The following is a 12,241-nucleotide window of genomic DNA, read 5'->3' as shown; positions in this document are numbered from 1 at the left end:
ACATTGGTGGACAGGGATACCATTACCATATCCAAAAAGTTTCCATTAATTCCACTTCTCCTAAGAGAAGCGACTGATTGGAGCTGGGGGGTCAGGTAAAAGCTGGGCAGTTTCCATTAATTCCACTTCTCCTAAGAGAAGCGACGGGAAACGGATATCTCATTGACCTTACCCTCGAAAAGTTTCCATTAATTCCACTTCTCCTAAGAGAAGCGACCCCTCTATTTTAAGCCCTTGTCCTGTCTGGAGTCTAGCCCCTGATCCCGAAGCTCATCCCAAACCGACCGACTCTACCCTCTTGATTTCCCTTTCAACACACCTCAAACCCTTGCAGGACAAAGCACCGAGGCTCGCAACGAAAAAATCAGCGTTTCAGCCATTTTTCCTGAGCTTCGGAAAATTTTTAGGAACTTCTTTAAAGAAATTCCTAATGAATCGCATCATCCACCCAATGGATAGATTTTAGATTATGCCACCAAATATCAAGCGTTCTTAAAAACTGGAAACGTTGGAATTGAGCTTATTTGCGCTTCACTTGCAGCCACCCAAAGAGTTGCGTTGCACTCAAAGGTTCAGGAAATGAAGGCAGCATGGGGAGGGGGTCATTGCCTCGGTACAGTTGCGGGGGGTGTTGCGGTAGCAAGAGTGAACTACCGAACGGTGAATCAAAGATTACACCGTCGGCTTCCTATCCAACAGACCGCAAAACAGTAGATTTCTTCCGTCCTCTACTATCTTGTCTTACACCTGGGCAATAGGCTTTGTCCCGTGTCCCACAGGTCAAAATTCGTAGTCCCTCATCTCTGAGGTTAATTAAAGTCGCCCTAAAAGGGCGAGGCTTTAGACCCAACATTTTTTGGTAAACTGATCTTGGGGTTCTCCGGTTTCATTAATTCCTAGTTTTGCCCAAGAAACAACGACGAGATCAGGGACAATGGAACGTCCTGCAAAGGTGCAACGGAGTTCGGGAAAGGCGGTATAGTCTTCTGTCGCGTTATCTAGGGCAATGAGTAGCCGTTTTTGTAATAGGGAGTGGCGGGTTTTGGGCATGGGTTTCTGAAGGGCTACCCCGTGACTATATTCCCATGCGGGGGATTCTTCGAGATAGGGGAGTTTTAAGAAATTTTCTAGAGTGAGGGGTGGGGAGGGTGCGGTGGTCATTGGTACAACAAGCCTTTAGGGGGATTATAGATCGTTGTTGTCTTTTCCGTAGGCTTCCCAGGCGAGGTCAATTAAGCCATTCATAATGGCCACGGCCACCACTGCGCTGCCTTTGCGGCCACTGATGCGGATGTTGGAGATCATGGAGTCTTGGAGGCGTTCTTTTACTACGTCGGTATCTACAAACCCTGCGGGTGTGCCGATGACGAGGGCGGGGCGAATTTCTTCGGCTTCAATTAATTCTACCAAGGCGGTGAGTGCCGATTGGGCTTGGCCGACGACAAAGATGGCTTCGGGGTAGCGTTTGGCGAGGGTTTGCATTCCCCAAGCGACTTTGGTTTTTTCTTTTTGAGGACGGGTGATGGTTTCTAGGCCGCAGTAGATGGGGTTGGCGAAGGTGCGTTGGATGAGGGGGGTGATGCCGACTTGTACCATGGGGACATCGACGACGATGGTACTACGGGCAGCGAGGGCGGCGGCCCCGGCTTGGAGCGATCGCTCGGAAAAGCCAATTAAGGATTTATACTCGAAATCGGCGGTTTCGTAGATGACACGCCGGACAATTTCGTATTCCGCAGGAGAAAAAACGTGATCGCCGATTTCTCGGTCAATGATTGCTAAACTTTGTGCTTCGGTGGGATGCCATTCCATGGTCAGAGTCCTGAGAATACTTGAGCGTTTGGGCGTTTTTACAGGTGGGGGTTCTTTATTGTCTCATTTCAGGTTAATGTTTGGCGATACTTTCCACATCACTGAGGAGGGCGAGGGGGTTGGTGGCTTGGCCTTGCAGATGGAGTTCAAAGTGGAGATGGGGTCCGGTGGAGTTGCCGGAGTTGCCCATTTCGGCGATAATTTGTCCTTGTTCGACGCGATCGCCCGCATTCACTAATACTTTCTGATTGTGGCCATAAACGGCGATACTGCCATCCGCATGGTGAATTCTCACGAGATTCCCTAATCCCCCTTCATCCCAACCCGCAAACAGGACTGTACCACTTGCAGACGCTAAAATGGGCGTGCCAGGAGAGTTGGCAATATCAATCCCTTGGTGGGCTGTGTTGAAGCCTTGGGATAATGTCCCTTGGGCAGGAATAATAAAACTAGCTTGGAGATGGGGTTGGAGGACTTGAGCAATGGCCCGGACTCGTTGCCGTTGTTGGGTGTAGAGACAATCGCGATCGCTCTGAGAAGGCGGACAATTAGCCCCTAAATCCGGCGTATCGAGAGGATTCCCATTTAACACAGCATACACCCGCGCCGAAACAAGAGCTTGTTGGGTGCTGTCTTCATTGGCTTTAATATCGGCATATTGACGGGAAAAAAGACGACTGCTACTTGATGAGGCAATTTGTAATAAGTCTAAGCCACTAATGACCGCATAGGGGTCATGGGCGGGATCGAGTCCAGAGGCTTTTAATTCTTGATACACGAGCGGAAAACGCCGTTTGAGCCGCTTTAAGCACTGTTGAGGGTCTTCGTCACACCAAGTTAAACCGGGGGATTGAGAGGCTTGTTTGAGGGCAATAATACCAGGAGACTCTAAGGATTGAATTAAGGCCTTGGTTTCCTTGTAGTCTTTTTGGCGTAACATTCGGGCTTGTATCCAGACTAAATCCCCTTGTAGCCAGGCTTGACTGGAATAGTAGAACGCCACAACCCAGATACTGATCCAATGAATTGCGATCGCCATTAATCCCAAAATAATCCCCAATAAAATTAACCGTAAACGCCGATACCGTCTCCGTTTACGACGACGACGAACCCGCCGTTTGCGCCCAGGCGAACGGGGAGGAGAGGAGCTAGAATGGGAGGGGGGAGGGTTTCTCATACAAGGATGAGATTAAGGGCAACAGGAATCAAAATGAACTCAGAGTTACGGCAATTTGTAGTTAAGTCTAGAGAACCGTGCAATCTAGTATATCGCTTTCGCTCCAAGGCTAAGATAATCTACTTGGGGATCATCTCCAAGTTGGCTGCTTCTCCTCTGTCTCCTATTTTGGGCGTTCTCGACATTCCTAGATCAAGCGGTTAAGCTAAAAAATAAAAATCCTGATCTTTGAGAGTCTGGGTATTTCTCATTCTCCTGAGTGACTCTCAAATCCCGGTAAAAGGACGGAACCGGATTGCGGAAAATTATTAATTCAAGTTGTAGAGACGAGAAGAACCCCGGAATCTTGCGAATTAGCAGATCAAGTGCAGGTGCAAGGGACAATCCCTGAAAACCGGATGTCAGCAAGACACCAAGACGATTGACAAGAGGGAAGTGATTAAACCATGAAACTAAAATTGCAGTTATTACTGGCGACAACTCTATCATTAGCCTTATTTAATCCCTTTGCTTGGGAAATTCCTCTCCTGTCCCAAGCCCAATGGCTTGATTTAGAGACAGAAGCCTATGCCAGACGGAGTGGGGGTCGCAGTGGGGGAGGGTCATTTTCTAGGGGTGGGTCTTCGCGGTCATCGGGTTCAAGTTCGAGAAGTCGGTCTTCCGGGTCTAGTTCTTCGGGGTCTAGTTCTTCGGGGTCTAGTTCTTCGGGGTCTAGTTCGAGAAGTCGTTCTACCTCTCCGTCTCGTAGCACTTCACCTAGTCGTACCCATACAGACACTGACTTTGAAGTCGATGATGATGATGATCATAATAATTCGATAACGTCTCCGAGTCACTCTGACTCGCACAATAATTCTTCCACGACTTCGCCCTCTCGGAGTTCCTCTCCTCGTCGTTCTAATACAGAGGTTGAGATTGAGATCGGCGATGATGATGATGATTACTATCATAATCGGAATCAGACCCATACAGGCCATACAACCTCTGCTTCTTCGGGTCGAGGGACTGGATTATTTTTCTTGTATCTCTTGTTAGGGGTGGGAGGAATTATTGTTTTTATTCTCCTGTATATGCTTCTGAAGCGGGTGTTGTCGTCGTCGGGAGAGTCGGGGACGGGAATGGGCGCGATCGCCAAAGAACGCGATAATGATATGGTCTCCATTTCTAAGTTACAAGTCGCCTTATTCTCCAGCGCAGACGGCATTCAGGACGAGTTATCCGAGTTGAGTACCCAAGTGGATACCAGTAGTCCAGAGGGGTTATGGCAATTATTACAAGAATCTATCCTCATTTTGCAACGCCATGAGGATCATTGGAGTCATGCTTTGGCCAGTTCTGAAAAAGTCGCCATTCACGAAGCGGAAACCCAGTTTAATCAACTCTGTTTCCAAGAACGGAGTAAATTTAGTGAGGAAACCTTCAATAATGTTAATGGCCAAGTTCGCAGTAATGGGAATGGCAACGGGAATGGCAATGGGAATAATGGGTATGAAGCGGGATCGTATATTGTCGTCACCTTACTCTTAGGGACGGCCCATGATCAACCCCTCTTTGAGCAGATTCACGGAGTGAACGAACTTGAAGAAGCCTTATCAACTATTGCCGGAATGCGCCAAGATTATTTAATGACCTTCTATCTCCTCTGGACTCCCCAACAGTCCCATGAACATTTATCCTACGAGGAATTGTTGAGCGAATATACCGAAATGTATCAACTGGTGTGACACGCTGCATGATGAGACATCGTGGGATTCGAGGATGTATAAACTCCCCAATCGCAAGAAGTCGCGCTTTTCGAGTGGGACTTCTTGCAACATTTAGTTAAATTTTTAGGATGGTTTGCGAAAAAGCGGGGGAAAGCGTTGTGAAAATAGAGAAACACCCTATAGGAGTAGTTTTATGAAAGTTGGTTTACTTGCGCAGCTTAATGATTCTCATATTGATGCGAATCAACCGAATAGTCAGCGTCAGATGGCTATCTCTTTATCTGCGATCGCAGGGTCCGAAGACCAGTCCATCCCCTTAAATCTCTGTCTCGTCCTCGATCATAGTGGATCGATGAATGGACAACCGTTACAAACGGTGAAAGAAGCGGCAATTAATTTAGTGCAGAAGCTCAAGCCCACAGACCGAATTTCTGTGGTAGCCTTTGACCATCGCGCCAAAGTGCTAATCCCCAACCAACCCGTTGATGATGTAGAAGGCATTAAAAAGCGCATCAGTAAACTAGAAGCGGATGGGGGGACGGCCATTGATGAAGGGATGAAACTGGCCTTAGAAGAAACCGCCAAAGGCAAAAAAGACAACTCCTCGCAAATTTTCCTCTTAACCGACGGTGAAAACGAACACGGGGATAATGACCGTTGTTTGAAATTTGCCACCATGTCCTCAGAGTATAATATTACCCTCAATACGTTAGGGTTTGGCTCTCACTGGAATCAGGACGTTTTAGAGAAAATTGCCGATATGGCCAGTGGTGCGCTGAGTTATATTGAAGAACCGGAACAAGCGGTGAGTGAGTTTGGCCGCTTATTTACACGGGTACAGTCGGTTTGCTTAACCAATGCCCATTTATTGCTGGATTTAGCCCCCAATGTCCGTTTAGCGGAATTAAAACCCATTGCCCAAGTGGCCCCAGATACCATTGAATTGCCTGTCGAGGAGGAAAACGGCCAACCGATGGTGCGGTTAGGGGATTTAATGAAGGAGGAACGGGTGGTTTTAGCCAATTTGTATATTGGGGATTTTTCCCCTGGAAATCAGCAAATTGGGGCGGTACAGGTGCGTTATGATGACCCGGCTTTAGGTCAGGAGGGGTTATTCTCGGAGAAAGTCCCTGTCTATGCAGAAGTGCAGAAAGCCTATCAACCTGCCCCTAACGAAGAAGTCCAGAAATCTATTTTAGCCTTAGCAAAATATCGTCAGACGCAGATTGCCGAGACTAAATTACAACAGGGCGATCGCACGGGGGCTGCAACCATGTTACAAACGGCGGCCAAAACCGCGTTACAATTAGGCGACGATAGCGGCGCAACGGTTCTCCAGAAAAGTGCCACTCAGTTACAATCGGGGGAAGATTTATCTGAGGCCGACCGCAAGAAAACCCGCATTGTCTCGAAAACAATTTTACAGGATTCGTAGGTATAAATTGACGATAAAGTAGCCGTGATATATACCGTTTAGGGGGACAGCAAATATGCAATCCCCCTATTGGGATAAAATCCTTAAAGTAACTGTTTGAGGGAACTCCGGAACAGGGAACAGGGAATACAGAAAATGCTAGTGTGACTTTCTGCTTTAAAAAGTGCTATAAGTCAGTACCGACGCTTTTTTTAATCCGGTTGCCAAAAACGACCTGTCACTCGTTCATATTCATCTTCAAGTAGCCACATTTGACTTTCTTCATAAGTCTGACTGGTAAAGATGGATTGATAGTTTTGTGCAGGATTTTGAATTGAAAATTGACCTGATTGTTCTTTAACTAACATTAGGATATAAGGAGGGGAGAGCCAAGGATCAACCCAGATTTCTGCAAATTCCCATTGAGACTCTGAGGGTTGAGCAGCTTGGTGTGTGGTAGATTCAGGTTTTGGTTGTGCGTGGTTTGGTGCGAGGGATGACATGATATTGGCCTGTGGATTTTTTGATTTTGATTTCCCCATAGTAGAGAGGAATTCTAGTGCCATCTAATTTTAAAATATACCCAATTGGCTCGGCAAAAAAGAGCCCGTAGCGTTCATAGTTGTCTTCTAAATCTTGAATGCCTGTCCGTTGTCCTTTTTGCTTGATTTCAGAGGCTACGTTTTCCATGGTCTGGCGATCATTAAAGAGATAAACAATTCCCTCTGTTTGTAGTTCTCTTTGAGATTTTTGGGTATTAGGCAAATGCTTGTCAATCAGACTGGTTCGGGTTTCCAGAGTAATTTCTCGGTCAATACCACTCATGTTGGGGTGTTGTCATTTCTAGCATACTACGCGATCGCGCATAATCTCTGTTAATCGCACTCTGCTAAAAAATAAAAAAGTGTGTTAGGTGAACTCCAGTAGTTAGGAAGGAGACCAGATTACCACATTTAGCTCAGAATTGATTTCACCCTTTCATCCCACTTCCTGACTCTGTGGGGATGATATAGCGTTGCGCAAAGACAAATAAGAATAGAACAGGTAAAATCGAAATGACAGACCCGGCGGCAATCAGTCGCCAGTCGAGAGAAAAGGTACTGGCTAAGGTGGCTACCCCTAACGGTAAAGTGTAATATTCCTCTCGATCTACCACAATCAACGGCCACAGAAAATCACTCCAGGACCCGATAAAGACAAAAATGGCTAAAGTAACTAAGGCAGGACGGACCGAGGGGATCATAATATGCCACCATATGCCTAACTCGCTACACCCGTCGATTCGTCCCGCTTCTTCCAGTTCCTTGGGGACTCCCTGGAAGGCTTGTCGTAGGAGAAAAATGCCAAAAGCAGATGCGATCGCAGGAAAAATCAACCCTAAATAACTATTCCGTAACCCCAACTGCACCGTCAAGATATACAACGGAATCATTACAATTTGAAAAGGAATCATAATAGTAGAAATAATCACCGCAAAAATCACCTCCCGTCCCCGAAACGCCAGTCTGGCCAAGGGATAGGCCGCCAAAGAACAAAACAATAAATTCAGCGTCACCGTTAACACCGCAACCAAAACACTATTAAACAAATACCGTCCAAACGGGTACGTCTCCCAAACCGTGCGAAAATTCTCTAAGGTCGGATGTTGGGGGATGAGTTGCGGGGGAAAGCCGAAAACCTGCTCTGTAGGGGACTTGAGCGAGGTACTAATTAACCACAGTAACGGGAATAACATCCCCACTGCAAGGATCAGTAGAATAAAATAAGTGCGAAGGGTTTTCCAGTGCCGTTGGGAAATCATGGAGGAATACTACAGTGAACGAAGTTTCAGTCTAGAGCGAATCGCCTCATCATTCTACCCTTGACTGTTCCGATTCATCGCAGACCGCAAACAACTCCTCTCCCCAGAATTTGTAAATCAATGTCAAGCTAGAAAAAGGAACAGACATGATTTTCAAGAAATGACCCTTTCAGCCAATTTAGGAATTATTCTCGGTGTATTGCTGGTTCTCGTCGTGCTGGCCATTACCCTATACTTACTCTCAGCACGAAAATACCAATCCACCGACACCGTGGCCAACTCCTACGATGAGTGGACCGAAGACGGTATCTTAGAATTTTATTGGGGGGAACATATCCACCTCGGCCATTATGGTTCACCCCCCCACAAGAAAGATTTTCTCACCGCTAAAACCGATTTTGTCCATGAAATGGTGCGTTGGGGAGGACTCGACCAACTCCCCCCCGGAACAACGGTTCTCGATGTGGGATGTGGTATTGGGGGAAGTAGTCGCATTTTAGCCAAAGATTATGGCTTTAAGGTCACAGGAGTCACCATCAGTCCCCAACAAGTCCAACGGGCCACCGAATTAACCCCAGAGGGAGTTAGCGCAGAGTTTGCCGTGGATGATGCCATGGATTTATCCTTTGAGGATGGGAAGTTTGATGTGGTGTGGTCCATTGAAACTGGGCCCCATATCCCCAAAAAAGCCGCTTTTGCCAAGGAATTATTGCGCGTCCTGAAACCTGGTGGAGTGCTAGTTGTGGCAGACTGGAATCAACGGGATGCACGGCAAAACCCCCTTAATTTCTGGGAACGTCCCATGATGCGACAATTATTAGACCAATGGTCTCATCCTGCTTTCTCTAGTATTGAAGGGTTTGCGGAGTTATTGAGCGAAACTGGACTGGTGGAAGGAGAAGTCGTCACCGATGACTGGACTCAAGAAACCTTACCCTCTTGGTTAGATTCCATTTGGCAAGGAATTGCGCGGCCTGCGGGGTTAGTCCGGTTTGGAGTGTCTGGGTTTATCAAGTCGCTGCGAGAAGTGCCAACTTTGTTATTAATGCGGGTGGCCTTTGGTGCGGGGTTATGCCGTTTTGGAATGTTTCGCGCAAAACGCGCTAATGTGCGGACTCCTGCGGGGGTTGCTGCTGCTGAGACAGCGCAAAATAATGGATAATGGAGAATTAGCGTTTTTTGTTAGGTGTGTTCAATGGCGAATCACTGGATTTTTCTGAGGTTCACTGAACTGCTGTTGAATACACCACATTGCAGGATTGAATGGGTTTTATTTATGAGTGAAACGAAGATTGTATCGGGATTGATGGGAGTCTGTGTTGGAGATGCGTTGGGTGTTCCGGTGGAATTTCAATCACGGCAAACTTTGGCACATAATCCGGTGGCAACGATGCGCGGTTATGGGACGTATAACCAGCCTCCAGGTACTTGGTCTGATGATAGTTCGTTAACGTTTTGTTTGGCGGAGGCATTAGCGCAAGAGTTATTAAGTGAGCAGTTAGTGGCGACGGTGGCGGACTATTTTTGTTTATGGCGAGATGAAGCCTTTTGGACTCCCTATGAGGAGGTTTTTGATATTGGTTTGACGACGAATACTGCTATTTCTCGTCTCCGCCAAGGGATTTCTCCTACGGAAGCAGGGGGACTGGATGAGAGGAGTAATGGGAATGGTTCGTTAATGCGGATTTTACCTTTGGCGTTTTGTTATCCGTTGGTCAAGTTTCCTCAGTTAATTCAACGGGTGCATGAAGTTTCTTGTCTCACTCATGCTCATCCCCGGTCTCAAATGGCTTGCGGAATTTATGTTAGTATTGCGATTGGGTTATTACAAGGACTGTCTCCGTTTGAAGCCTATCAGCAAGGGATTGAACAGATTAAGCCGCTTTATCAGAATGAGCCGTATCAGTCGCAACTTTCTCATTTTCAACGATTTCTTGATGGAAATATTGCTAAACTTCCGGTTAATGAGATTGCTTCGAGTGGTTATGTGGTTCATACGCTAGAAGCGGCGATTTGGTGTTTTTTGAATTATCAAAATTATGCGGAAAGTGTGGTGGTTGCGGTGAATTTGGGGGAGGATACGGATACGACTGCTGCGGTTACGGGTGGGTTGGCTGGTATTTATTATGAAGTTGAACAAATTCCGCAGCATTGGGTTGAAACTATTGCTCGGAAAGATGATATTATTGGTTTGGGGAAGCGATTAAGTAGAAAGATTGGTAATGGGTGATTGGTCAACCACAAAGACACAAACCACAAAGACACAAACCACAAAGACACAAACCACAAAGAACACAAACCACAAAGAACACAAACCACAAAGACACAAACCACAAAGACACAAAGAACACAAAGGAGTAAGTCGAATCGCAACAAGGAACAAAGAACTAAGAACAAACAACAAATAACAAATAACAAAAACTTAAAAACACCCTTCAATGGTTGCAATGACGGATTGGGGTAAGGCTTCTAAATCATAACCGCCTTCTAATCCGAATAAGATACAACGGGTTAGGGGTAATAACAGTTGGGTGAAGGCTTGATAGTCTTCGGATTTTAAGGAAACGCCTGCTAGGGGGTCGTTGTGATGTGCGTCAAATCCGGCACTGACGATTAATAAATCGGGTTCAAATTGTCGTAGGAAGGGGAGAACTTGTTCGGTGAAAAGGGGGTGATAGTCCTCGAAGGTGCTGCCTGCACTCATGGGGAAGTTTAGCACGTTATTGTGCATTCCGGTTTCGGTGTCTCGTCCTGTGCCGGGATAACAGGGGAATTGATGAAAGGAACAGTAGGCAATGTGGGGGTTGTTTTCGACGATGTGCTGTGTTCCGTTGCCGTGGTGAACGTCCCAATCTAGGATAGCAACTTTGTTAATATTAGGCTTTTCTAGGGCATAATGGGCTGCGATCGCAGCATTAGAAAACAGACAAAACCCCATCCCTGTGGTTGCTTCGGCATGATGACCAGGAGGACGTGCTAAAACAAAGGCGGGGTTATGGGTGCTTAACACCCGGTCAACCCCATCAAACCATGCACTGATGGCTAATAATGCCACGTCGTAGCTCTCTGGGGCAATATAGGTGTCTGCATCCAACATCCCCCCTCCTCGTTCTGCAATGGTGCGAACGAGGGTTAAATATTTCTCGCTGTGGACTTTCTCTAGCCAAGGTAACACTTCTCGCTGGTCGATGGGGGTGGGGGTTTGCCAGTCGATGCGGTCAGACCAAGGAACGCTCTGTAATGCCTCTACAATGGCGGTTAAGCGTTCTGGGCATTCCGGGTGATATCGACTCGGTTTATGTTCGAGAAAGCGGTCAGAATAAATGATTGGGAACATTTTGGTCAATTCACAATTTACAATTCACAATTTACAATTCACAATTCACAAAAGGGCATTATTCATCCATTCCCCACTAAATCCGTTGGGTTGCATTCTAGCGTATCGTTAATTGCTGTGCCGTTATGATAGGCGGCCAGGAGGACTTCACAGCTTTTTCCCCACGCGATCGCACCTGTTGCATCAATGGAAATCGCGCCTAAATCTCGCTTATTTTGGACTGATTCCTGAATCGACCGTTCCATGGCCTGGGCTAAGGATAACCCATCGGTGACGCGGATGACGATTTTGGCGGCTAAACATTCCTCGATGATATCTTCACCAATTCCCGTACAACTTACCCCGGCCTTCGTTGTAGCATAATTTCCCGCAGGCATAGCCGAATCACTCACTCGACCTATCCGTTCAAACCCTTTCCCTCCTGTGGACGTTCCCGCAGCGATCTGGCCGTTTTGATCTAAGGCCACCACTCCAATCGTTCCTCGTCCCGCTTCCTCCTCTGCGACGACGTTGGCCATGTCTCGTTTAACATTATCCTTGCGGTCTTGTAACCATTCGTTTAAACGTAAATCCGTTAACGGGTTATGAACTGGGAATTGTAATTCTCGGACTAATTCGGCTGCACCATAGTCCGATAACACGCGATCGCTTTCATTCTGTAAGAATTTCGCCAACTCAATGGGATTTTTAATCCGCGATACATTAATTGCACCGCTAAACCGTTGTTTCGTCCCATCCATCAACGAAGCACTCATGCGAATTTGGCCGTCCGACTGGAGAACCGAACCGGTCCCCGCATTAAAACGCGGTTCATCTTCGAGCAGTTGACAGCCTAAAATAACTGCATCAGTCGCACTTCCCCCTTGAGTGAGTACTTCATACACCGCTTGGACAATTTTGTGTAGCGATGTTCGGACCGCCTCTAGTCCCCCTTTCCCTTGCAGGGAACTCCCGGCCCCACCATGAATAATAACTTTTGGCTGCATGACGACTT

General features: G+C 46.9%; 11 protein-coding genes and 2 pseudogenes. 4 read left to right on the top strand and 9 right to left on the bottom strand.

The window, feature by feature from the left end:
* Positions 1-688: 688 nt before the first annotated feature.
* The 4 genes and pseudogenes from PN462_RS23380 to PN462_RS04385 all read right to left on the bottom strand — a co-directional run.
* Positions 689-814, bottom strand: a pseudogene (locus PN462_RS23380) (RNA-guided endonuclease TnpB family protein); the annotation flags it as partial.
* Between the two features lie 47 nt (positions 815-861).
* A pseudogene (locus PN462_RS04395) lies at positions 862-1,161 on the bottom strand (Uma2 family endonuclease); the annotation flags it as partial.
* 24 nt (positions 1,162-1,185) lie between these two features.
* The gene (locus tag PN462_RS04390) at positions 1,186-1,812 is read right to left on the bottom strand and encodes a precorrin-8X methylmutase (RefSeq protein ID WP_272126771.1); all 627 of its coding nucleotides are present in this window, start codon (positions 1,810-1,812) and stop codon (positions 1,186-1,188) included.
* Between the two features lie 73 nt (positions 1,813-1,885).
* On the bottom strand, positions 1,886-2,989 hold the full coding sequence (locus PN462_RS04385) for a M23 family metallopeptidase (RefSeq protein ID WP_272126770.1): 1,104 nt from the start codon (positions 2,987-2,989) through the stop codon (positions 1,886-1,888).
* A gap of 446 nt (positions 2,990-3,435) precedes the next feature.
* On the opposite strand from PN462_RS04385, the gene PN462_RS04380 reads away from it, so the two are divergent.
* Together PN462_RS04380 and PN462_RS04375 are read left to right on the top strand one after the other, a co-directional pair.
* Positions 3,436-4,713, top strand: a complete 1,278-nt coding sequence (locus tag PN462_RS04380; RefSeq protein WP_272126769.1) for a DUF1517 domain-containing protein — start codon at positions 3,436-3,438, stop codon at positions 4,711-4,713.
* 175 nt (positions 4,714-4,888) lie between these two features.
* Positions 4,889-6,130: a vWA domain-containing protein gene (locus PN462_RS04375; protein WP_272126768.1), complete on the top strand. Its 1,242-nt coding sequence runs from the start codon at positions 4,889-4,891 to the stop codon at positions 6,128-6,130.
* A gap of 191 nt (positions 6,131-6,321) precedes the next feature.
* Here the strand turns inward: PN462_RS04375 and PN462_RS04370 are convergent, their stop codons facing one another.
* The 3 genes from PN462_RS04370 to PN462_RS04360 all read right to left on the bottom strand — a co-directional run bounded on the left by PN462_RS04370 (position 6,322) and on the right by PN462_RS04360 (position 7,910).
* Complete coding sequence (locus PN462_RS04370; protein WP_272126767.1) at positions 6,322-6,612, bottom strand: hypothetical protein; 291 nt, start codon at positions 6,610-6,612, stop codon at positions 6,322-6,324.
* On the bottom strand, positions 6,572-6,934 hold the full coding sequence (locus tag PN462_RS04365) for a DUF6972 family protein (RefSeq protein WP_272126765.1): 363 nt from the start codon (positions 6,932-6,934) through the stop codon (positions 6,572-6,574). The genes PN462_RS04370 and PN462_RS04365 overlap by 41 nt, the downstream gene beginning before the upstream one ends.
* Positions 6,935-7,079: 145 nt before the next feature.
* Complete coding sequence (locus PN462_RS04360; RefSeq protein ID WP_272126764.1) at positions 7,080-7,910, bottom strand: carbohydrate ABC transporter permease; 831 nt, start codon at positions 7,908-7,910, stop codon at positions 7,080-7,082.
* 160 nt (positions 7,911-8,070) lie between these two features.
* On the opposite strand from PN462_RS04360, the gene PN462_RS04355 reads away from it, so the two are divergent.
* Both PN462_RS04355 and PN462_RS04350 read left to right on the top strand, forming a co-directional pair.
* On the top strand, positions 8,071-9,072 hold the full coding sequence (locus PN462_RS04355) for a methyltransferase domain-containing protein (RefSeq protein ID WP_272126763.1): 1,002 nt from the start codon (positions 8,071-8,073) through the stop codon (positions 9,070-9,072).
* A gap of 114 nt (positions 9,073-9,186) precedes the next feature.
* Positions 9,187-10,140, top strand: a complete 954-nt coding sequence (locus tag PN462_RS04350; RefSeq protein WP_272126762.1) for an ADP-ribosylglycohydrolase family protein — start codon at positions 9,187-9,189, stop codon at positions 10,138-10,140.
* Positions 10,141-10,332: 192 nt separating this feature from the next.
* On the opposite strand, the gene PN462_RS04345 is transcribed toward PN462_RS04350, so the two are convergent.
* Together PN462_RS04345 and PN462_RS04340 are read right to left on the bottom strand one after the other, a co-directional pair.
* Complete coding sequence (locus PN462_RS04345) at positions 10,333-11,247, bottom strand: histone deacetylase family protein (RefSeq protein ID WP_272126761.1); 915 nt, start codon at positions 11,245-11,247, stop codon at positions 10,333-10,335.
* A gap of 62 nt (positions 11,248-11,309) precedes the next feature.
* Positions 11,310-12,233, bottom strand: a complete 924-nt coding sequence (locus tag PN462_RS04340; RefSeq protein WP_272126760.1) for an isoaspartyl peptidase/L-asparaginase — start codon at positions 12,231-12,233, stop codon at positions 11,310-11,312.
* Positions 12,234-12,241: the final 8 nt, after the last annotated feature.

The sequence above is a fragment of the Spirulina sp. CS-785/01 genome (genome assembly GCF_028330525.1).
Taxonomy (GTDB): domain Bacteria; phylum Cyanobacteriota; class Cyanobacteriia; order Cyanobacteriales; family Spirulinaceae; genus JAQMSD01.
This window is presented reverse-complemented; position numbering and strand designations above follow the sequence as displayed.

Coding starts and splice junctions, on each gene's coding strand:
- PN462_RS04380 (WP_272126769.1), top strand. CDS start 3,436: ATGAAACTAAAATTGCAGTTATTACTGGCGACAACTCTATCATTAGCC.
- PN462_RS04365 (WP_272126765.1), bottom strand. CDS start 6,934: ATGAGTGGTATTGACCGAGAAATTACTCTGGAAACCCGAACCAGTCTG.
- PN462_RS04370 (WP_272126767.1), bottom strand. CDS start 6,612: ATGTCATCCCTCGCACCAAACCACGCACAACCAAAACCTGAATCTACC.
- PN462_RS04355 (WP_272126763.1), top strand. CDS start 8,071: ATGACCCTTTCAGCCAATTTAGGAATTATTCTCGGTGTATTGCTGGTT.
- PN462_RS04340 (WP_272126760.1), bottom strand. CDS start 12,233: ATGCAGCCAAAAGTTATTATTCATGGTGGGGCCGGGAGTTCCCTGCAA.
- PN462_RS04345 (WP_272126761.1), bottom strand. CDS start 11,247: ATGTTCCCAATCATTTATTCTGACCGCTTTCTCGAACATAAACCGAGT.
- PN462_RS04390 (WP_272126771.1), bottom strand. CDS start 1,812: ATGGAATGGCATCCCACCGAAGCACAAAGTTTAGCAATCATTGACCGA.
- PN462_RS04350 (WP_272126762.1), top strand. CDS start 9,187: ATGAGTGAAACGAAGATTGTATCGGGATTGATGGGAGTCTGTGTTGGA.
- PN462_RS04375 (WP_272126768.1), top strand. CDS start 4,889: ATGAAAGTTGGTTTACTTGCGCAGCTTAATGATTCTCATATTGATGCG.
- PN462_RS04360 (WP_272126764.1), bottom strand. CDS start 7,910: ATGATTTCCCAACGGCACTGGAAAACCCTTCGCACTTATTTTATTCTA.
- PN462_RS04385 (WP_272126770.1), bottom strand. CDS start 2,989: ATGAGAAACCCTCCCCCCTCCCATTCTAGCTCCTCTCCTCCCCGTTCG.